The organism is Flavobacterium sp. XN-5 (assembly GCF_008033395.2).
Lineage (GTDB): Bacteria > Bacteroidota > Bacteroidia > Flavobacteriales > Flavobacteriaceae > Flavobacterium > Flavobacterium hiemivividum.
The window spans coordinates 299178-320744 of the sequence record NZ_VOGZ02000003.1 but is presented as its reverse complement, the minus strand read 5'-3'; the positions used below and the strand labels follow the sequence as shown (position 1 = coordinate 320744).

Here is a 21567-nt window from a genome sequence, read left to right as displayed (position 1 = left end):
TTTGCTAATGTACAAAAAAATACTATGCGTACATATAATCTTTATTTGTTAAAAAAATGTTAACTTTCACTACTATGCGATACAAGATACTGTCTTTTAGACATATATTTGTATAAGAAATTACTAGGTACTCTTATTTTAATTGTCCTGAGGGTTTCGATCATCAATCATCAAAAAAATAAATCAAAACAATGGAAGCAACAACCGAAAAAAACATCGCCACCTTTACGCACCTAAGTGCACTAACCCAATATTTTATCCCTTTTGGGAATTATATTTTTCCAATAATTCTTTGGAGTTCGAAGAAAGACAAGTCGGAATTTGTAGACCACAGCGGAAAACAAGTTCTAAATTTTCAATTAAGTTTGCTATTATATTCAATAGCTCTTGCGCTTATCGCTATTCCAATTTTAATCTTTACCGTTTTTAATTCAATTCCGTTGAATACAATTATCAACGATGAAAGCGTTGTATTCGATAATTTTAATTTTAGTGAAAATATAGGATTAATCACCCTAGGAATAACAAGCGTATTTGTATTTATCTGTTTAAAAATTGCAGAATTCTTTCTTATTATTTATGCTTCTATAAAAACATCGAATGGAGAAAAATTCAAATACCCGATAACGATTCCATTTATAAAATAGTGAGTCACTAGCCCTGATGGAAGCGGCATCCTTTTTTATCTTGAACTTATTTCAAGACAAAAAAGATATAGCGGACAGCAGGAAAAAGCTCCAAAAAAAAAGAGAATAAGTAATTTAAGATTACTTTGTTACTCAAAATGCCAAATCATCCATCAAAAAACGAATAGCTTAATCAACTAAAAAATCAAAAAAAAAAAACGAATTATGAACATTGAAAACACAAAAGCCCAGATGCGCAAAGGTGTTCTCGAGTTTTGCATCTTATCTGTATTGAAAGAAAAAGATGCCTACACATCGGAAATATTAGACACTTTGAAAAACGCAAAATTACTAGTGGTAGAAGGAACTATTTATCCGCTGCTCACCAGACTAAAAAATGACGGACTGTTAAGCTACCGTTGGGAAGAATCAACTTCGGGGCCACCTAGAAAATACTACGGTTTAACCGAAATAGGACAGACATTTTTAAAAGAACTAAGCAGCACTTGGACAGAATTGTCTGACGCCGTAAATCTAATCACAAACCAAAAATAATAGCCATGAACAAGACTGTAAATATAAACCTAGGCGGAATGTTCTTTCATATCGATGAAGATGCATACCTGAAACTAACACGTTATTTTGAAGCCATAAGACGATCACTATCGCAATCTTCTGGTCAAGAAGAAATCATAAAAGATATCGAAATGCGTGTTTCGGAACTTTTAACCGAAAATCAAAAAACAGACAAACATGTTATAGGTCTAAATGATGTTGATCAAGTGATTGCTGTAATGGGACAACCCGAAGACTACATTATAGAAGACGATAATCCATCTTCTCAAAACTTTAATAACACCCCTCCTAGAAGAACAAAAAAATTATACCGAGATACTGAAAAAGGAATGCTTAGCGGAGTTTCAGCTGGATTGGGACACTATTTAGGAATTGACACCGTATGGATTAGAATCATCTTTATCCTATTAGTATGGGGAGCAGGAACGGGAGTTCTTTTGTACATTATCCTATGGATCGTTACTCCTGCTGCAATCACAACCTCAGAGAAATTAGAAATGACTGGAGAACCAGTTAATATTTCGAATATCGAAAAAAAAGTTAGAGAAGAATTTGAAAATGTTTCAGAGAAAATAAAAAATGTAGACTACGACAAATATGGCAACCAAATAAAAACAGGTGCTAGTAAAATAGGTAGTTCCTTTGCAGATTTTATCATGACAATTTTTAAAATTTTTGCAAAATTTCTTGGGATACTATTAATTATGACTGGATTAGGTGTCTTGATGGCTTTGTTGATAGGAGTGTTTACTCTAGGGACCACGTCAGTTATAGAATTTCCTTGGCAAGGTTTTGTAGAAGCGGGAAACTTCACTGACTATCCTATCTGGGTTTTTGGACTATTAATGTTCTTTGCCGTAGGTATTCCTTTCTTTTTCTTGACCGTATTGGGCTTCAAACTATTGGCTCCAAATATGAAATCGATTGGAAACATCGCTAAATATACCTTGCTTGCATTATGGTTAATTTCAGTTGCATTAGCTATTTCTATAGGAGTAAAACAAGCATCTGCTTTTGCCGCAGACGGACGAGTAGTACAAAAAGAAAATATTATACTGCAGCCAACGGATACGCTTTTCATAAAATTCAAACACAATGATTATTATGCTAAAAACGTAGATGATCGTGATGATTTTAAAATTGCACAAAATCCATCTGGAACAGATATCCTGTATTCGAATGATGTAAGTTTGAGAATACAAAGCACAGATGAAAAAGTAGCTTACATCCAAATTGAAAAAGAGGCAAAAGGGAAATCACTTTCAGAAGCTAGACTAAGGGCAGAGCAAATAAAGTACAGCTATAAAATTGAAGGAAATCATTTAATCTTAGACAACTATTTAATTAGTGATCTGAAAAATAAATTTCGTGATCAAGAAATACAAGTCACCTTATATTTACCAAAAGGAACATTATTAAAACCAGATAGTTCTATGCGAAAATATGATCGTACAGATGAGGATTACTTTCTATGGAACCCAGATTCTAGCAATGAAATCTACAGAGTAGAAGACAATAAAATTAGATGTTTAAACTGTACAACCATTGAAGGCGATTACAGTAATGAAGAAGAGGAGAACAAAACAATCAGGATCACAAAAAATGGCATTTCTATCACAAATGATACTATCAATGTATCAAATGACGATCTTAAAGAACTAAAAATAAATAAAGATGGTATAATTATTAAAACCAAATAACCATGTTAAAAATCATAACCATAATAACCAAATTCATCCTGGTCGCATTAACTGCTTTGTTATTTGCATCTTGCAACCATTCGATAAACATAAAATCCATAACAGGAAGTGGTAATGTTACGACGGAGAACAGAACTGTAAGCAGTGATTTTACAAGTATCGAAGTTAGCAATGCTATTGATCTGATAATTGAACAATCAGATAAAACGGAGATTACTGTCGAAGCCGATGATAATTTACAAAAAAGTATTACTACAAAAGTAGAGAACGGAGTACTAATCGTAGCTTGTGACTATAATTCTTTTATAAATATCGAATCAAAAAAAGTTACAGTAAAAATGCCCGCTATAGAAGCATTGCGTGCTTCAAGCGCTTCTTCCATCAATAGTATGAATACCCTCAAGGGCGCAAACATTAGTCTTAGAACATCTAGTGCCGCGGCGATGAACCTAAACATAGCCTCAGACAATATTGATTGCAAATCCAGTAGTGGAAGTTCTATTAGTATCGAAGGAATGGCACTTAGACTTAAAACTACCGCTTCTAGTGGAAGTGATATTAATGCAAACGACTTACTTGCAAATGAAGTAAACGCTGTAGCCTCAAGCGGCGCGACAATCAACGTGCACCCAATTGTAAGTCTAAAAGCGAAAGCATCCAGTGGCAGTAATATTAACTACAACACTACACCAAAAACAGTTGAAAAAAGAACTAGCTCAGGCGCAAGTATTGACAAGATCTAACTTCCTAATTCACAATTAATAACTAAATCATCCATCATAAGCGGATGATTTTTTTATATTTGTAATAACTATAACATAAATATAAAATGAAAAAATATACTGTAATCATTCTACTGATATTTTCAACGACTCTAACATTCGCACAGAAAAAGGATAAAATTAAAGGCTCAAAAAAAGTAACTACTGAGCTAAGGGAAGTTGGTAACTTTGAAACGATAATAGTAGAAGATAACATCGAAGTTTATCTAGAAAAAGGAGAAACTACGGGGATAAAAGTTGAAGCTGATTCTAATTTACATGAGTTTATATCAATGGAATTAAAAGATAAGACGCTACGTTTTTTTACTACCATAGAACCTATAAAATTTAAAAAACTGGTCGTAAGAATAACTTATACAAACGATTTAAAAAGTGTGTCTTCGCGAAATGACGCCATTGTAAACGCGATACAAGAAGTACAAATTGACTCTATTGCTTTTAAAAGCATCGATAATTCAAAGCTGTTTCTGAATATCAATACTAAAAATTTTGTTCTCGAAGCTATTGATAAATCACAAGTTGAATTGAATGCCAAATCAGAAAAAATAAAAATTTCTTTGAGTGGTAATGCCGAATTGAAAGCCTTAATAAATGCTCCCGAAATGATTTGCGACTTGTATCAAAAAGCGCAAGCAAACATAGAAGGTGCCGTGCCAACTGCCGTTATTCGCTTGGACAACAACTCTAGTTTTAAAGGCAACAAATTAACCATTAAACATTTAGAATTAGTTACAGAGAGCGCCTCGAGCGCTATTGTAAACGCAGAAACATCTATAAGCATAAGCGCTAAGTCGAAATCTCAGGTTCAACTTTACGGAAACGCAAAAATTGAAATGAAAAAATTTACTGAAGAAGCTAAATTGTTTAAAAAATAAAAACGTATACAAATGAAAAGCCCCATTTTACATAGGTAAAATGGGGCTTTTTTATTGTAAATAGCTTCTAAAATTAGTCTTTAGCAGCTAAATATCTTTCGGCATCAAGTGCAGCCATACAACCTGTACCTGCAGCCGTAATTGCTTGACGATACACGTGATCTGCTGCATCTCCAGAAACAAAAACTCCTTCTACATTTGTTTTTGAAGATCCCGGAGTATTAACAATATAACCAGTTTCATCAAGTGTTATAAAGTCTTTAAAAATATCTGTATTTGGTTTATGACCAATGGCTACGAAGAATCCTGTTGCTGGAATCTCAAATTCTTCATTTGTAGTCTTGTTCAACGCTTTTACACCTGTCACAACTTGTTCGTCTCCTAAAACTTCAACTGTATCATGATTCATTAGAATCGTAATGTTTTCTGTTTTACGCACACGAGCTTCCATAATTTTTGAAGCTCTAAATTTTTCACTTCGCACTAACATCGTCACTTTTTTACAAAGCTTAGACAAATAATGTGCTTCCTCACAAGCTGAATCTCCAGCTCCAACAATTACCACTTCTTGATTTCTATAGAAAAAACCATCACAAACTGCACAGGCAGAAACGCCACCACCCATTTTCAAATAGTGTTGCTCCGAAGGTAATCCTAAATATTTAGCTGATGCTCCTGTAGAAATAATTACAGTTTCACAATGCAATTCTTTAGTTTCATTAATCCAAACTTTATGAACATCTCCTGAAAAATCAACTCTTGTTGCCCAACCATCACGTACATCAGTACCAAAACGTTGTGCTTGAGCTTGTAAACCTACCATCATTTCTGGACCAGTAATTCCCTCAGGATTTCCAGGCCAGTTTTCCACTTCATTAGTTGTTGTTAGTTGGCCTCCAGGTTGCATTCCTTGGTACAAAACTGGATTCATATTTGCTCTGGCTGCATATATTGCTGCAGTATAACCTGCTGGACCAGACCCTATAATAAGACATTTAATTTTTTCGATTGTATCTGACATAATAATTGAAATTTATTTTTTAAAACAGCACAAAAGTAACATTTAATAAATTGGTTAACGAAGGCTGTTTATTGTTTTTTGTTATATCCAAATAAAAAAATCCTTTCTGTAGAAACAGAAAGGATTTTTTTGTCGGGGTGGCAGGATTCGAACCTGCGGCCTCCTGCTCCCAAAGCAGGCGCGATAACCGAGCTACGCTACACCCCGTAGCGAGTGCAAATATAAAACTTTTTTTTCCTTAAACAAGACTATTTCAAGATTTAGAAATAAAAAAAATAATCTTAAAACAACACTTTCATACTATTCCCTACCATCGGCTTCATCTTATGTTATTTACGCCTCCTCACTTTTGATCTATTGTTTTAAAAGAAAACGCTTCGTTTTCGAAAACACTTTATTAATTCACAAAAAAATGGAAAAATGGAGAGCATTACATTGAACTATAGGAACATTAAATTCAAGCTTTCCCATTCGAATAAAAAAGCTGTACACACAAGCTAGATCTACAATCTCGAAATTCCTCTAAAAGAATTCAGAAACCACCAAAAATAAATAGCAATATGCCCCTAATCAAGCTTTAACGAATGTTAACAAAATAGATTTTTAGAAACCATAATAAATTGTATTTTTACGGTTCAAAATTTATAAAATAAATGGGCAAAATCATTGCGATTGCTAATCAAAAAGGAGGAGTTGGAAAGACTACAACATCTGTAAATCTTGCCGCTTCCCTAGGTGTTTTAGAAAAGAAAGTATTACTAATAGATGCTGATCCACAGGCCAATGCGAGCTCAGGATTAGGAATTGATGTTGAAAGTGTTGAAATTGGGACATACCAAATTCTAGAACATAGCAGTACTCCTAGAGAGGCAATTATCAAATGTTCAGCACCAAATGTAGATGTAATTCCGTCGCATATTGACCTTGTTGCCATCGAAATCGAATTGGTAGATAAAGATAATAGGGAATATATGCTTAAGAAAGCATTAGAAAGTATAAAAGATGACTATGATTATATCATCATCGATTGTGCTCCTTCACTTGGACTACTTACTTTGAATGCATTGACCGCAGCTGACTCCGTAATAATCCCAATTCAATGCGAGTATTTTGCACTGGAAGGTTTGGGTAAATTACTAAATACGATAAAAAGTATTCAGAAAATTCACAATCCAGAGCTAGATATTGAAGGCCTTTTGTTAACCATGTTTGACTCCCGACTTCGTTTATCGAATCAAGTTGTTGAAGAAGTGCAGAAGCATTTTAACGATATGGTTTTTGATACTATCATTCAAAGAAATGTAAAGTTGAGCGAAGCGCCTAGTTTTGGCGAAAGTATCATCAACTATGACGCAACCAGTAAAGGAGCGGCTAATTATTTACATTTAGCTCAGGAAGTTATAAAGAAAAACAGCAAATAGTTTTATGGCAAAAGCACTAAAAAAACAAGCCCTTGGGAGAGGATTATCTGCATTATTAAAAGATCCAGAAAACGATATTAAATCAGTAGACGATAAAAATGCCGACAAAGTTGTGGGAAATATTATTGAGCTTGAAATAGACGCTATTGAGATAAATCCTTTTCAGCCTAGAAGTAATTTTAACGAGGAATCATTAAAAGAACTTGCTACTTCCATAAAAGAATTAGGGGTTATCCAACCGATTACCGTTAGAAAATTAGACTACAATAAATACCAGTTAATTTCAGGGGAACGCCGTTTACGCGCTTCTACCCTAGTGGGATTAACAACTGTTCCCGCATACATACGAATTGCAAACGACAATGAATCCTTGGTTATGGCTTTGGTTGAAAACATCCAACGTCATGATTTAGATCCTATTGAAATTGCCCTTTCCTACCAAAGATTAATTGATGAAATTCAATTGACTCAGGAGCAAATGAGCGAGCGAGTTGGTAAAAAACGTTCTACGATTGCCAATTATTTACGTCTTTTAAAACTAGATCCGATTATCCAAACTGGAATTCGTGATGGTTTTATCAGCATGGGGCACGGTCGAGCGATTATCAACATCGAAGATTTAGACATTCAAACTGATATTTATCAAAAAATAGTAAGCCAAAACCTTTCTGTTCGTGATACCGAAGCATTGGTGAAAAACTATCAAGAAAGTCTAAAGCCACAACCGGCAAAAACAGCAAAATCATCAGGATTTGAAATAGAAGAAACTCAGAAAAAAGCATTTACTAACTATTTTGGTAACAAAGTAGATGTAAAAGTAGCTGGAAACGGGAAAGGAAAAATCACAATTCCATTTCAATCAGAGGAAGACTTCAATAGAATCTTGGAATTAATAAAAGGATAGTGAATAAATTTCTTTACATAGGAATGTTCTTTTTTATTGTAGGACACACCACTCTTTTTGCGCAAGGAAAAAAAGAAACGACTCTCGTAGTTAAAGACACGATATTATCAAACAATATCGACCCCTTAACTCCTGCAAAAGCAGCTTTCTATTCTGCCATTTTACCAGGTCTGGGGCAGGCTTACAATAAAAAATATTGGAAAATCCCGCTTGTTTATGGAGCCATGGGAACCAGTCTCTATTTCTACTTGGACAATAATAAAAAATACCACCAATACCGAGATGCTTATAAACGTAGACTTGAAGGCTATAAGGACGATAATTTCTCTTATCTAGATGATTCTCGATTAATTGCGGGACAGAAATTCTATCAGCGTAATCGTGATTTATCTTCCTTGTTTGTAGTGGCATTTTATGCTTTAAATATTATTGACGCTAACGTCGATGCTGCCTTACTGCAGTTTAACGTTGACGAAAACTTATCAGTACGACCTGCAATTTATCCTAATGATGTAACATTAAAGACAAATGTAGGTCTAACCTTTAATTATAATTTTTAGATTCTAATCGAAATAGCTCGTTTAGAATCTTCTTTTTTAATTTATAAATAAATACCAAATGAAAATTGCGCTTTTAGGATACGGAAAAATGGGTCAAGTAATCGAAAGAATTGCACAACAAAGAGGTCATGAGATTGTCTTGAAAAAAGATGAAAACAACACCTATGACGGACTCTATACTGCCGATGTTGCCATCGACTTCAGCGTTCCTACAGCAGCGGTTCCTAATATTTCGAATTGTTTTCTTGCTAATGTACCTGTAATTTCAGGAACAACAGGTTGGTTGGAACATTATGACGAAATGGTCGCACTTTGCACTGAAAAAAATGGCGCTTTCATATCCAGCTCCAACTTTAGTTTAGGCGTTAATATATTTTTCGAAATAAACGAATACCTAGCCAAAATGATGGCTAAACTAGATAATTACAGTATTGATATGGAGGAAATTCACCATACTCAAAAACTGGATGCACCAAGCGGAACTGCTATTTCTTTGGCCAAAGGAGTAATGAAAAACAGCAATTACACTAATTGGACTCTAGATACGCCCGCAGCAAATGAAATTCATATTGAAGCAAAAAGAATCGGAACAGTTCCTGGAACACATACGGTAACATATAACTCAGTTGTTGACAGTATCGAGATAAAACATACCGCACACAATCGTGAAGGTTTTGCTCTTGGTGCCGTAATTGCAGCAGAATGGATCGTTGGAAAACAAGGGATTTTCACAATGAAAGACGTTTTAGAATTAAAATAAATCAAATCACCGTTTAGGGAGGTGTCTTTTAAACTTCCCGTTCTATAAAACTAAAAAATTAAGCTATGTCACTATATCAATGGTTTGTGTTTTTCCTACTTGTTCAAATAGTTCACTTTTTAGGAACTTGGAAACTATATGAAGCTGCCGGCAGAAAACGTTGGGAAGCAGCAATTCCGGTTTACAACGCTATTGTTTTGATGAAAATAATAGGACGCCCTACTTGGTGGACGCTATTACTTTTTATTCCAATTATCAACTTGATTATGTTTCCTGTAATATGGATTGAAACATTGAGAAGTTTTGGAAAAAAATCAAGCTTAGATACTTTTTTAGGAATAATTACTTGTGGACTGTATATCTACTACATCAATTACACTCAAAAATTAGAATACATTGCTGACAGAAGCACTCAACCGCACAATAAAACCGCCGACACGATAAGCTCTTTATTATTTGCAATCATTGTCGCAACAATAGTACATACTTATTTCGTACAACCATATACGATTCCGACATCCTCTCTAGAAAAATCCTTATTAGTTGGTGACTTCCTTTTTGTGAGTAAAGTCAATTACGGAGCGAGAGTGCCAATGACTGCTGTCGCTTTGCCAATGGTTCATGACTCTATACCGATGACTAAATCACCATCGTACCTGAAATGGCCACAAATACCCTACTTAAGGTTACCTGGAATAGAAGAAATCAAACGATCAGATATTGTCGTTTTTAACTGGCCTGTAGATACTGTACATTACTTTTTTGAACCAAAGGGAAGACCCGGCGTAATCAAACCAATCGACAAAAAATCGAATTATGTAAAAAGATGTGTAGGAGTTCCTGGAGACAGTTTATCTATAAAAGATGGTATTGTTTATATCGATGGAAAAGTGCTGCAACTGCCTGAAAGAGCAAAGCCACAGTTTTCTTATTCAGTCGCTTTAGACGGTAAAACACCTATTGATTTCGAATATCTATTAAGAAGCATGGACATCACTGACGCTGTAGGCTATAAGAGTGATTTAAAAGATACATTAATATTTAGAGCGCTAACCGCTGACGGAGCCGCTAGACTCCGAAACGTACCTGGAATTACTGCTGTAACCCAAGAAATTGCTAAAGGAACAGAAAACGGTATTTTCCCGCACATCAACAACTGGAATCAAGACAATTTAGGTCCCATATATATTCCTGAAAGAGGAAAAACAGTAGCGCTTACTGCAGAGACATTACCTTTTTATCAAAGAATCATCACTGACTATGAACTGAAAGATAACGGAGAAAAAAACGATCTTAAAGTTACAGGAGGCGAAATAAGACTAAATGGCGAGCTTATTAAAGAGTACACCTTCAAACAAAATTACTATTATATGATGGGTGACAACCGTCACAACTCTGAAGATAGCCGTTACTGGGGATTTGTACCCGAAAATCACGTTGTAGGTAAACCAGTATTCATCTGGTTGAGCTGGGACACTAATGGAAAAGGCCTGAATAAAGTGAGGTGGGATCGAGTTTTCACAACAGTTAATGGTGAAGGACAACCTGAATCTTATTTTAAATACTTCTTAATTGCATTAGCAGCCTTTTTTGTGGGTGAGTATTTTTGGAAAAAAAGAAAAGCAAAAAATAATATCTAGTTTAAAGTTTTAGGTTTAAAGTTCCGCGGAAATCTTGGAACTTTAAACCTAAAACAAAAAACAATACAATGAATATACTACTTCATCCTACCTATTTCCCGTCAATAAGCCATTTTGTCGCCATGTCACAAGCTGACAGTATTATTTATGAAATAGAGGATAATTTCCAAAAACAAACCAACCGCAACCGTACTTATATCTATAGTCCTAATGGAATTCTACTACTGAATATCCCCGTTAAGCACTCTAAAGACAACCATCAAAAGACTAAAGATATTCAGGTTGACACTGATTTTGACTGGCAAAAGCAACATTACAAATCACTAGAAACAGCCTATAAAAGCTCTCCTTTCTTTGAATTTTTTGAAGAAGATATCCGTCCTTTTTTCGAAAAAAAGCACAAATTCCTGTTGGATTTAAATTTTGAGACCTTAGAAATTATATCTAAATGTATGCGAGTAAAGTTTGAGTCTACTAAAACCACCGAATACATTCAACAAGGTGATACTGATCTAATTTTAGATTATAGATTTCTCGCTGACGGAAAAAAAGATCCTTCTTCTTTTGAAAGATACATACAAGTATTTGAGGACAAACATGGCTTCATCAACAACCTAAGTGTGTTAGACTTAATCTTCAATGAAGGAAAATTTACTTTAGATTATTTAAAAAACCAAAAGTTAGCGATTAAATAAAAGTCACTGTATTTTTATTCCAATGACAACTTCGCCATAATGGGATAATGGTCGGAATTTTCAAAGTCCGAAAAGCTTTCAAACTTTTTAACAGTCATCTTCTCATCTGCAAAAATATAATCAATTCTGGTAGGGTAATACTTGAACTTATAAGTTGCTCCAAAACCTACTCCTGCTTCTTCAAAACTATCTTTTAAACTGCCTTTAATATTTCGATAGACATAAGAGAACGCGCTATTATTCATATCGCCACATATGATAATCGGGTAATCAGATTCTTTTTCATGCTTTTTAAAAATCTCTGCTTGTTGCTGTTGAAGCTTAAAAGCCTTACTAATTCGACCCAGCATCATTTGAGATTTATCCTTATTAATCACGTCAATATTCTCCGATATTTCACTAACATCAGGCGAGATCTTTATAGATTGCAAATGCATATTATACACCCTAATGATATCTTTACCTTTTTTTATATCGGCATAAATAACACTGTTATTAGTACTTGGCAAAACAACATTTCCTTGATTTATGATAGGAAACTTCGAAAAAATAGCTTGCCCCGTTCTAATTTTATTCCCCTCCATTAATATGTATTTATGAGGATACACTTTCAGGTCAATAACTGCCGAAGACGAAAATTCCTGAATGCATAAAATATCCGGGTTTTTATCGTTTATAAATTCTAAAATATCCCCAGCGACATCTGGTTTATCTAACCATTTAAACAGGTTAAACAAGCGCACATTGTAGCTCATAACGGTAAAATTCTTTTCGTCAGAAGGGTATTCTTTGGCAGAAAACTTATAAAATTTATTTATGAATGTAATCCCAATCAGCAGCACCAATCCAGACAAAATCATGCGTTTCTTGAACTGAAAACCCCAATAGATAAAAAACAGACCATTTAGTATGAAAAACAATGGCATCAAAAGGGTCAAAACAGATAAGATCGGGAAAATCTTTGGAGCTAAAAACGGTAAAATATAAGCGACAAAAGTGACAATAATAAGAACGACGTTCAAACTATACATTGCTTTATTGAACCAGGAAAGATTTTTCATATTTTTACTTGTTCCATTAACCGCCTAATAAAATAATAACGGGTATTTTCTTAATTTATTTCTAAAGTTGCTATAACGCACTTATTTTCCAGCCTTAAACAAAAATTCTTTCTCTTCTTTAGTCAAACTATCGTAACCCGATTGACTAATTTTATCTAAGATTTCATCAATTTGTTGTTGCGCTTTGTCTTTTGTAATAATTTTAGAAGCCCTATTTTCTGCAGGTTTAGCGTAATTCTTATGTACTTTTCTAAATGGTGTTGAAGGTGATTTTTTAACTAAATTCCTAAAAAAAGTAATAAAACCTGTCACGATTTGACTTAAATCAGTTCCGTTTTGAAGTGCACGGATAAAAATAAAACCAAACAACGCTCCAGCTAGATGAGAAATGTGCCCGCCTGTATTGTCTAAACGAAATTGCATGAGATCTAATATTAAAATCACTGCGGTAATATGCCATAATTTTATATTCCCTATCAACAGCAACCTAACATTCATTAATGGCTGATAAGTCGTTACCGCTACTAACACAGCCATAATCGCTGCAGAAGCACCAACAATCGAAGCACTTAAATTCAATATAAAATAACCCGCAACAAACGCGATTCCGGCAAATATTGCGCTTAAAATATACAGTCCCAATAATTGCTTTTGTGTGAAATAAATCAAAAACAGCGAACTGGCAAAATTAAAAACTACCATATTAAATAGCAAATGCCAAAAACCATCATGAAAAAAGGAATATGTTAAAAATGTCCAGGGTTTTAATCCAAAAGCAGAAAAATCTGTCGACAAAGCGACCCAATCAGGAAAATAAAACGAACCCAGCTTAAAGTCATAGAAAAAGACCAATGAAACTAGAAAGCAGCCAACATTCCAGTAGATTAATCTATGGGCCACACCACCCATTTTATACTGCATTTTTAAGTCATCTAATATATTCATTCTCTGTTTTTAGGTTGTTTTAAAATAGCACATAATTAGAAACTTTTTAGTTCCATCTGTTATCATTAAACTGATTCTTTTTCCAATACCACATAATTAAAAAACCAAATAAAGCCCCACCCACATGTGCAAAGTGTGCGATACCACCACCACCGAAAATAGATTGTCCTGATACTCCTAAATACAAATCTACTAAAACTAAACCGGGTACAAAATATTTTGCTTTTATGGGCACTGGAATAAACATCAAAGCTAATTCAGCATTAGGAAACATAAATGCGAAGGCCACAATTACGCCATAAATGGCGCCAGAAGCTCCAACAACAGTTCCCATATATGCACTAATGAAGTTTTCATATTGGGACGCAGTCAACAACTCTTGCCATTGCGTATTTATTTTTCCTTGGTTTAAAATTTGAACAATTTCAGACTTAGGAAAACCATTAGCCTCAAGCGTATTTACCGCGTCAATGAAATAGTAATAATTAATTCCTGTATGCAGCATAGCCGCTCCTAAACCACAAGAAATATAGAAGAATAAAAACTTTTTACTTCCCCAAAAACTTTCTAATGCAGACCCAAATGAATACAAAGCAAACATATTGAAAAAGATATGCATATAGCCACCATGCATAAACATATGCGAGATTGGCTGCCAAAATTGAAAGCTTGAATTTTCAGGAAAAAACATCGCTAACATTTTGTAAGCAGGATCTCCAACGATTAATGTTCCAATAAAAAAAAGAACATTAATTATAATTAACTGTTTTACCGTTTCGGTTACATTTCTCATAGTGCAAATTTTTTGTCTAAATCTTCCACACGCATGGTAATGAAAGTTGGTTTTTGAAAAGGGGAAACATTAGGGTCTTTACAGGCAAAAAGCCCGTTTACCAAGTTTTCTTGTTCTTTAATAGTTAAAGAAGTTCCTGTTTTTACAGCTAAACTTTTGGCCATAGATTTTGCAATCGTATCATTTTGACTAAAACTGCTGTCGGGAATTCCGTCTTGTAAATCGCTTAGTAATTGTTCTAAAACTAGAGAAACCTCACTTTCGGTAACATTTACCGGAATTCCTGAAATAACAACATGATCTGGACTAGTCTTTTCAAAAACAAAACCAGTATTTACTAGCGAAAGTTTTAAGTCCTCGATAAGCTCCATTTCATTAGCCGAAAAAAACAAATCCAAAGGAAATAACAACTGCTGACTGGATGCTTGATGCACAGTCATATTTGTCAAAAACTGCTCATACAGCACTCTTTGATGCGCTCGCTGTTGATCCACAATAACCATCCCTGATTTTATGGGAGAAACGATGTATTTTTTATGAATTTGGTATGCAGTATTAACGGTCTTTTCGACGTCTTCTTCATTAAACAGCGAACCTGTCACTTCTTCGCTTTCAAATGAAAAATCTGTAGTACCGGAAATAAAATCAACCTCTTGTTTTAGTCCCACATAAAGACTTTCCCAATTTGCTGTTGGCTCCGGTTTTCTATAATTCGAACTAGATCCACCAGAATAATGTTTGTTTACTTTATCATCAGAAAAAGGATTGAAAGTACTATCTACTTGTATCGTAGGTGTTGCTCCTTCTAAATCTTTATAACTATAAGGCGTATCTAAATTTGAATCTCTATCAAAATCTAAAACCGGCGCGACGTTAAACTGTCCTAAACTGTGCTTTACAGACGCTCTTAAAATCGCATACAAAGCATGTTCATCATCAAATTTAATCTCTGTTTTAGTAGGATGAATATTAATATCAATAGTATTAGGCGGCACCGTTAAATATAAGAAATAACTAGGTTGTGCACCATCTTTCAAAAGTCCATCGTAAGCAGCCATGATTGCATGATGCAAATAACCACTTTTAATGAATCGATCATTAACAAAGAAAAACTGCTCGCCCCTACTTTTTTTGGCAAACTCAGGTTTACAGGCAAAACCTTGAATTGTCACAATTTCAGTTTCTTCTTGAACAGGAACCAATTTTTCATTGGTTTTACCAGAAAAAACAGCAACAATTCGTTGTCTTATGCTTGAAGGAGGCAAATTGAACATTTCGCTTCCATTATGAAAAAAAGTAAAATAGATATTTGGGTGTGCCAATGCAACACGTTGGAACTCATCAATGATATGACGGTACTCAACCGTATCCGACTTTAAAAAATTACGGCGTGCAGGAATATTGAAAAACAGGTTTTTAACGGCAAATGATGTTCCTTTTGGCAAAACCGCTACTTCCTGCGAGACAAACTTACTCCCTTCAATAATAATTTGGGTTCCTAACTCTTCTTGATCTTGTTTGGTTTTCATCTCCACGTGAGCAATCGCAGCAATGGAAGCTAATGCCTCACCGCGAAACCCTTTTGTATGTAAAGAAAATAAATCCTCAGCCTTACGTATTTTGGAAGTTGCGTGGCGTTCAAAACACAAACGCGCATCAGTAACATTCATTCCCTGTCCATTATCAATTACTTGAACTAATGCTTTCCCGGCATCTTTAATAATTAATTTAATGTCTGTAGCCTTTGCATCGACCGCGTTTTCAAGTAGTTCTTTGACAACAGAGGCAGGTCTTTGCACGACCTCTCCAGCAGCAATTTGGTTAGCGACATGATCAGGAAGCAATTGAATGATACTCGACATTAAAAGGAATATGTTTAAAGTTTACGTTTAATTTTTAAAACCAAAGTGCACAAATTTAATGAATTTATGTTGGCTTTTATAGCTAAGACAGTCATAAATAAAACAAAAAAACCTATACTATTCACTAAACAGTATAGGTTTTTATTATAATTTATTATTGTTTTATTCCTTCAATTCTAAAGGTGTTCCTTCTTCAATTCGCAAAGGACCAGTTGACAATAAATTTTGATTCCCATTTTGGTGTGTCAACGAAGCTTGTTGGCGAATAAAAGCCATTTTTATAGCAGCTATTGCAGCCTCAGTCCCTTTGTTTCCATGAATACCACCGCTTCGATCGATAGATTGTTGCATGGTATTGTCTGTAAGAACACAAAAGATAACAGGAATATCAGTTTGAACATTCAAATCTTTTATTCCTTGAGTAACGCCCTCGCAAACAAAATCAAAATGTTTAGTTTCGCCTTGAATCACACAACCTATGGCAATAACAGCATCCACGTTTTGTGTTTGCAGCATTTTTTTACAGCCATAAACCAGTTCAAAACTTCCTGGAACATTCCATCTAATAATATGTTCAGCTGGAACATTATTTTCTAAAAACGCTTGCTCTGCTCCATTGTACAACCCTTCAGTTATAGCTTCGTTCCACTCAGCAACAACTACTCCGAAACGAAAATTTTTCGCTTTTGGAACAGTGTTCTTGTCATAAACGGATAAATTTTTATTTACAGTTGCCATTTGATATAGATTTTAAAATTCATTTTTAAGATTTTGAAAGTTAAAGATAGAATTTTGAAATCAAAAAACTGCAATCTAAAACTAGAATCTCAAATCCTTTTTTACTATTGAGCCAAACCAATTAAAGCATCAATTGAAGCAGCTTCTGGAGATGCGTCATAATTGTCTTTTATATCAGTAAAATATTTCAATGCATCTTCTTTTTTACCTAAAGCTAAAGCCGTTTTTCCTGCTTTCAACAAATAACGTGGCGTGATAAAATCATTTTTATTTGTTTCAGCAGCTTTGATATAATTTTTCAAAGCTTCTTCTGGCTGATTGTTTTCTGCGTAAGCATCTCCAATTGCACCTTTAGCTAAACCACTCAAAACGATATCTTCTGATTTAAATTTACCTAAGTAATCAATCGCTTCTGTGTATTTACCTGTGTTTAAGAAGGCAATTCCAGCATAATAATTAGCTAAATTTCCAGCATCAGTACCAGAATATTCATCTGCAATTTTGATAAATCCAAACTTACCTTCAGAACCATTTAAAGACAATTTATATAAAGAATCGCTTGCAACACCATCAGTAGCTTGTTGAAAATTAAATTGTGCAACAAACATTTCATCTGCCGCTTCCAATTGTTTTGGCTCAGCGATAAATTTTTGATATACTAAATAACCGATAGTTACTAAAGCAACAGCTCCTACAACACCGATAATCCAATTCTGGTTTTTAGCTACAAAAGCTTCCGTTTTTCCAGCAGTTTCATCTAATGTAGAAAAAACACCTGCCGTTGTACTGTCTTTTTCAGCAATTACTACATCTTCAGTTGTATCTTTTTCTTCTTTTTCTTTTGGTGCTTTATATCCTCTTTTACTGTAAGTAGCCATTTAATTTATAATTTAGTTAACCGCAAAAATAAAATTTTTATTCAAACCGACGCAAAAAAAATAGGATTTTATGTTTAAATACAAAAAATAACTTTCTCAGCCCTGTCTTTATATATTATATGCCAAAATAATTAGCACAGAAAAGCCTGAAAACGGCTTTATCTCGATATTTTTCAATAATTTGCACCCACTTTAAAAAGCATTCCAAAATAACATACTCCTCAATACCAGCAAGCCTTAAGATGTACTTAAAAAAGATTTCATTATTCAATTACAAGAACTTTTCAGAAGCCAACTTCGAATTTGACGGAAAAATAATTTGTTTTGTAGGTAAAAACGGCATCGGAAAAACAAACGTGCTTGATGCTATCTATCATTTATCTTACGGCAAAAGCTATTTCAACCCTTTAGCAGTCCAAAACATAAAACATGGCGAAGAATTTTTTGTTATTGATGCCGAGTTTATAAAAAATGAAAGAAAGGAACAGGTTGTATGCAGTTTAAAGAAAGGTCAAAAAAAAGTATTGAAACGCAATGGCAAGGCCTACGATAAATTTTCAGATCACATAGGTTTCATTCCCTTGGTTATTATTTCTCCAGCAGACCGAGATTTGATTGTAGAAGGCAGTGAAACTCGCAGAAAATTCATGGATAGCGTCATCTCGCAATTAGATTCTCAATATTTACAACAATTGATACAGTACCAAAAAGTACTCAATCAACGCAATGCCTTACTGAAATATTTTGCATTGAACCGTGTTTTTGAAAACGACACCCTTTCTATATATAATGAGCAACTGGACGGTTATGGAAAACACATTTTCGAAAAAAGAAAAGAATTCATAGCTCAGTTTATTCCTATTTTTAATACCCATCACCACGCTATAACTGGCTCCCAGGAAACGGTACAACTGGTGTATGAAAGTCATTTATTCGAAAATAATTTACTGACTTTATTACAAGAAAACATCAATAAAGACAGGGCTCTGCATTACACTAGCGTAGGAACGCACAAAGATGATTTGTCATTCGAAATCGATGGTCACCCCATTAAAAAATTTGGTTCTCAGGGACAACAAAAATCCTTCTTGATCGCTTTAAAATTGGCTCAATTTGAATTTCTAAAAAAACAAAGCGGTGTAAAACCCCTTTTATTATTTGATGATATCTTCGATAAATTAGATGAAAGCAGGGTGGCGAAAATTATTGAAATGGTCAATAGCGATACTTTTGGCCAACTTTTTATTTCAGACACACATCCAGAAAGAACCGAAGCAATATTAAAATCAACAAATCAATCCTATAAAATATTTAACTTATAGTCCGAGTATTTTATGATTTAAAAATCTTCAAATCTGATAATTTACTTAAATTAGCCTAATCAATTTTTAAAATAAATTCCAATGAAATTTCGCGCATTATTATTCATATTAGTATCATTCGTTATAACATCTTGTAACGCACAAGCTTCTAAAAACATAAAATTAATCGAAGTAAAAGAATTTGCTGAAAAGGTAAAAACAACCCAAAATCCGCAAATCTTAGATGTACGTACTCCAGCCGAATTTACGGCGGCACACATTGAAAATGCTACCAATATAGACTGGCTTGGCGACAGTTTTGTTATTGATGCAGAAAAACTAGACAAAACAAAACCCGTTTATGTTTATTGCAAAAGTGGAGGCCGTAGCAAAAAAGCAACTGCCAAACTTGAAGAGCTTGGGTTCAAAAACATCTACGAACTCGATGGTGGTTTTATAAAATGGAGCGCTGAAGAGCTAAACAAACCCTAAGCGGAAATTATTCCAATTAACAGCAGAGTTAAGAAAGCCTCATTAAATACAAAACGAATGGCGTGCACATTGTAAAAAAAGCGCCTCATTTTACGAAAAAAAAATCAAGAACACAATTACAATAACCACAACATGCTTTCAAAAGATTCACTACAATTCCTGGACGATTTAAAAGCGAATAACAATAGAGATTGGTTTTTAGACAATAAAAAAAGATACGAAATTTTCAAAAAAGACTATCATCAATTGGTCGCAGATTTTCTTGACGTCATGAAACCTTTGGACCCTACGTTAGAATTGCTGGAAATAAAAAACTGTACTTTTAGAATCAATAGAGACATACGGTTTTCTAAAGATAAATCACCCTACAAATCTCATATCGGGGTATGGATGTCCTCAGGGACAAAAGGGCAAAACCGTTCCGGTTATTATGTTCATATCGAGAAAGGCGCCAGTTTTATCGCCGGCGGATTCTATGCGCCACTTCCTGAAGATTTAAAAAAAGTGCGCAAAGAAATCGCTTATTTTCATGATGATTTAGAAGTGATTCTCAATGAGAAAAACTTCAAGAAGGAATTTGGAGACTTTGATCGAAATGAAAAAAGCACACTTAAAAACCCTCCTCGTGGGTATGACAAAGAACATCCCGCAATTGAACTATTAAAACTAAAAAGTTTTGAAGCCAGCGTAAAATTTGATATTTCAGAAATCCTTCAAAAAGATTTTGTGTCAAAAATGAGTAAAAAGCTCATCCTTTTAAAACCTTTAAATGAATTTATCAATCGAGCACTGACCACTGATGAGTTTTAAATTATTTCGATGAATAAAAGAAAAATACTTTTTCTAGGCGAATCGTATAGAGCTGATGCTATTACCTGGCAGAATGGTCTAAAGGAATTTGGTGATTTCGAAATAATCAGTTGGGAGTTAAAAACACCAAGCGATACTTTTTTCAACAGAATAGCACGAATAGTTGAGTTCAGCTTTGCATTACATGAAATTAAGAAATTAATACAACTGCATCAACCAGATATGGTCATTGCTGAGAGAACCACAAGCTACGGCTTTCTTGCCGCTCTATCTGGTGTAAAACCAGTGGCTATTGCACAACAGGGCAAAACTGATTTATGGCCCGAAGGATCTATTTTATTGCCCTTCAAAAAAATAATCCAAAAATATGCTTTCACAAAAGCAACTCTTATTCATGCTTGGGGGCCAGTAATGAAAATCTCTATGGCTGCGGCCAAAGTAGATAGGAGTAAAATCATGGTGCTACCAAAAGGGATTGATTTAGTAAAATTCAATAATAGAAACACGGCAAATCCCGATAAAATTTGCGCAATTGTCAGCCGTTCTCTACTACCGGAATACCGCCATGACGTTGTTTTAAGAGCGTTCGGAATGTTAAATGAAAAAAGAATTGATTTCACTCTAACAATAGTTGGCGACGGAAAACAGCTTAACAATTTAAAAGACTTAGCGAAAACTCTAAATATCGAAAACAAGGTCGTTTTTAAAGGCAGAATTGCAAATACCGAGTTACCTAAACAACTACAAGAGTCTAATTTTTATATCAGCATGCCAGTGACAGAGGGGGTTTCAGCATCGTTGTTTGAAGCGATGGCCTGCAATTGTTATCCTATTGTCTCTAATATCGCTGGAAATCGAAGTTGGATTAACCATCGCAAAAACGGACAATTAATCACGGTAGACGACGCAGATATGCTTGCTGAGGAAATATTATGGGCTTTCGAAAACAGTAATTATAGAACGAAAACCGTGTTGAAAAACAGACAATTTATCGAAGAGCATGTCGATTACAAAATCAACATGAAGATAATCGCCAACAAATACCACGAATTAATAAACAACGCCGAAGTTAACTAGCATTTTTTGATACTAAGACTATGTTTCATTTGACTTTTCGAGACAAATAA

The 21567-nt window shown here is 34.4% G+C and carries 22 protein-coding genes and 1 tRNA gene; 15 read left to right on the top strand and 8 right to left on the bottom strand.

What is annotated here, in order from left to right; translation table 11 throughout:
- Positions 1–191: 191 nt before the first annotated feature.
- From FQU23_RS08580 to FQU23_RS08560, 5 genes are all read left to right on the top strand, one after another.
- Positions 192–647: a DUF4870 domain-containing protein gene (locus FQU23_RS08580; protein ID WP_132110443.1), complete on the top strand. Its 456-nt coding sequence runs from the start codon at positions 192–194 to the stop codon at positions 645–647.
- Between the two features lie 204 nt (positions 648–851).
- A complete protein-coding gene (locus tag FQU23_RS08575; protein WP_132110441.1) occupies positions 852–1181 on the top strand; it encodes a PadR family transcriptional regulator in 330 nt (109 codons plus the stop codon).
- Between the two features lie 5 nt (positions 1182–1186).
- Positions 1187–2902, top strand: a complete 1716-nt coding sequence (locus FQU23_RS08570; RefSeq protein WP_147673498.1) for a PspC domain-containing protein — start codon at positions 1187–1189, stop codon at positions 2900–2902.
- A 2-nt stretch (positions 2903–2904) separates the two neighbouring features.
- Positions 2905–3645 (top strand): head GIN domain-containing protein, encoded by a 741-nt coding sequence (locus FQU23_RS08565; protein ID WP_147673497.1) that lies wholly within the window; start codon positions 2905–2907, stop codon positions 3643–3645.
- Positions 3646–3731: 86 nt separating this feature from the next.
- The gene (locus tag FQU23_RS08560; RefSeq protein WP_147673496.1) at positions 3732–4559 is read left to right on the top strand and encodes a GIN domain-containing protein; all 828 of its coding nucleotides are present in this window, start codon (positions 3732–3734) and stop codon (positions 4557–4559) included.
- Between the two features lie 73 nt (positions 4560–4632).
- Here FQU23_RS08560 and trxB read toward each other — a convergent pair whose 3' ends face one another.
- Positions 4633–5580 carry a thioredoxin-disulfide reductase gene (gene trxB, locus FQU23_RS08555; protein ID WP_147673495.1) on the bottom strand — a complete coding sequence of 316 codons (948 nt, stop codon included), beginning with the start codon at positions 5578–5580 and terminating at the stop codon, positions 4633–4635.
- A gap of 132 nt (positions 5581–5712) precedes the next feature.
- Positions 5713–5787, bottom strand: a tRNA-Pro gene (locus FQU23_RS08550).
- Between the two features lie 446 nt (positions 5788–6233).
- Here FQU23_RS08550 and FQU23_RS08545 point away from each other — a divergent pair.
- From FQU23_RS08545 to FQU23_RS08520, 6 genes are all read left to right on the top strand, one after another.
- Positions 6234–7001: a ParA family protein gene (locus FQU23_RS08545; protein ID WP_147673494.1), complete on the top strand. Its 768-nt coding sequence runs from the start codon at positions 6234–6236 to the stop codon at positions 6999–7001.
- 4 nt (positions 7002–7005) lie between these two features.
- On the top strand, positions 7006–7905 hold the full coding sequence (locus FQU23_RS08540; RefSeq protein ID WP_132110429.1) for a ParB/RepB/Spo0J family partition protein: 900 nt from the start codon (positions 7006–7008) through the stop codon (positions 7903–7905).
- 23 nt (positions 7906–7928) lie between these two features.
- Complete coding sequence (locus FQU23_RS08535) at positions 7929–8465, top strand: DUF5683 domain-containing protein (protein WP_147673516.1); 537 nt, start codon at positions 7929–7931, stop codon at positions 8463–8465.
- 58 nt (positions 8466–8523) lie between these two features.
- Entirely contained in the window at positions 8524–9225 is a 702-nt protein-coding gene (gene dapB, locus FQU23_RS08530; protein ID WP_147673493.1) for a 4-hydroxy-tetrahydrodipicolinate reductase, read from the top strand.
- Positions 9226–9290: 65 nt separating this feature from the next.
- Positions 9291–10865, top strand: coding sequence for a signal peptidase I (lepB, locus tag FQU23_RS08525; RefSeq protein ID WP_147673492.1), 1575 nt, complete (start codon positions 9291–9293; stop codon positions 10863–10865).
- A 68-nt stretch (positions 10866–10933) separates the two neighbouring features.
- The gene (locus tag FQU23_RS08520; RefSeq protein WP_147673491.1) at positions 10934–11560 is read left to right on the top strand and encodes a WbqC family protein; all 627 of its coding nucleotides are present in this window, start codon (positions 10934–10936) and stop codon (positions 11558–11560) included.
- A 14-nt stretch (positions 11561–11574) separates the two neighbouring features.
- Here the strand turns inward: FQU23_RS08520 and FQU23_RS08515 are convergent, their stop codons facing one another.
- The 6 genes from FQU23_RS08515 to FQU23_RS08490 form a co-directional block, all read right to left on the bottom strand.
- Positions 11575–12621, bottom strand: a complete 1047-nt coding sequence (locus tag FQU23_RS08515) for an endonuclease/exonuclease/phosphatase family protein (protein ID WP_147673490.1) — start codon at positions 12619–12621, stop codon at positions 11575–11577.
- Between the two features lie 81 nt (positions 12622–12702).
- Positions 12703–13566, bottom strand: coding sequence for a rhomboid family intramembrane serine protease (locus FQU23_RS08510; protein ID WP_147673489.1), 864 nt, complete (start codon positions 13564–13566; stop codon positions 12703–12705).
- Between the two features lie 46 nt (positions 13567–13612).
- The gene (locus tag FQU23_RS08505; RefSeq protein WP_132110417.1) at positions 13613–14359 is read right to left on the bottom strand and encodes a rhomboid family intramembrane serine protease; all 747 of its coding nucleotides are present in this window, start codon (positions 14357–14359) and stop codon (positions 13613–13615) included.
- The gene (gene mutL, locus FQU23_RS08500) at positions 14356–16221 is read right to left on the bottom strand and encodes a DNA mismatch repair endonuclease MutL (RefSeq protein WP_147673488.1); all 1866 of its coding nucleotides are present in this window, start codon (positions 16219–16221) and stop codon (positions 14356–14358) included. The genes FQU23_RS08505 and mutL overlap by 4 nt, the downstream gene beginning before the upstream one ends.
- Before the next feature lie 162 nt (positions 16222–16383).
- Positions 16384–16959 (bottom strand): 6,7-dimethyl-8-ribityllumazine synthase, encoded by a 576-nt coding sequence (gene ribH, locus FQU23_RS08495; protein WP_147673487.1) that lies wholly within the window; start codon positions 16957–16959, stop codon positions 16384–16386.
- Positions 16960–17063: 104 nt separating this feature from the next.
- A complete protein-coding gene (locus FQU23_RS08490) occupies positions 17064–17837 on the bottom strand; it encodes a tetratricopeptide repeat protein (RefSeq protein ID WP_147673486.1) in 774 nt (257 codons plus the stop codon).
- Positions 17838–18079: 242 nt separating this feature from the next.
- Here FQU23_RS08490 and recF point away from each other — a divergent pair, with 242 nt between their 5' ends.
- The 4 genes from recF to FQU23_RS08470 all read left to right on the top strand — a co-directional run bounded on the left by recF (position 18080) and on the right by FQU23_RS08470 (position 21517).
- The gene (gene recF / locus FQU23_RS08485; RefSeq protein WP_147673485.1) at positions 18080–19159 is read left to right on the top strand and encodes a DNA replication/repair protein RecF; all 1080 of its coding nucleotides are present in this window, start codon (positions 18080–18082) and stop codon (positions 19157–19159) included.
- An 81-nt stretch (positions 19160–19240) separates the two neighbouring features.
- Positions 19241–19630, top strand: coding sequence for a rhodanese-like domain-containing protein (locus tag FQU23_RS08480; protein ID WP_147673484.1), 390 nt, complete (start codon positions 19241–19243; stop codon positions 19628–19630).
- 132 nt (positions 19631–19762) lie between these two features.
- Positions 19763–20440, top strand: a complete 678-nt coding sequence (locus FQU23_RS08475) for a DUF2461 domain-containing protein (protein ID WP_147673483.1) — start codon at positions 19763–19765, stop codon at positions 20438–20440.
- 9 nt (positions 20441–20449) lie between these two features.
- Positions 20450–21517, top strand: a complete 1068-nt coding sequence (locus tag FQU23_RS08470; RefSeq protein WP_147673482.1) for a glycosyltransferase — start codon at positions 20450–20452, stop codon at positions 21515–21517.
- Positions 21518–21567: the final 50 nt, after the last annotated feature.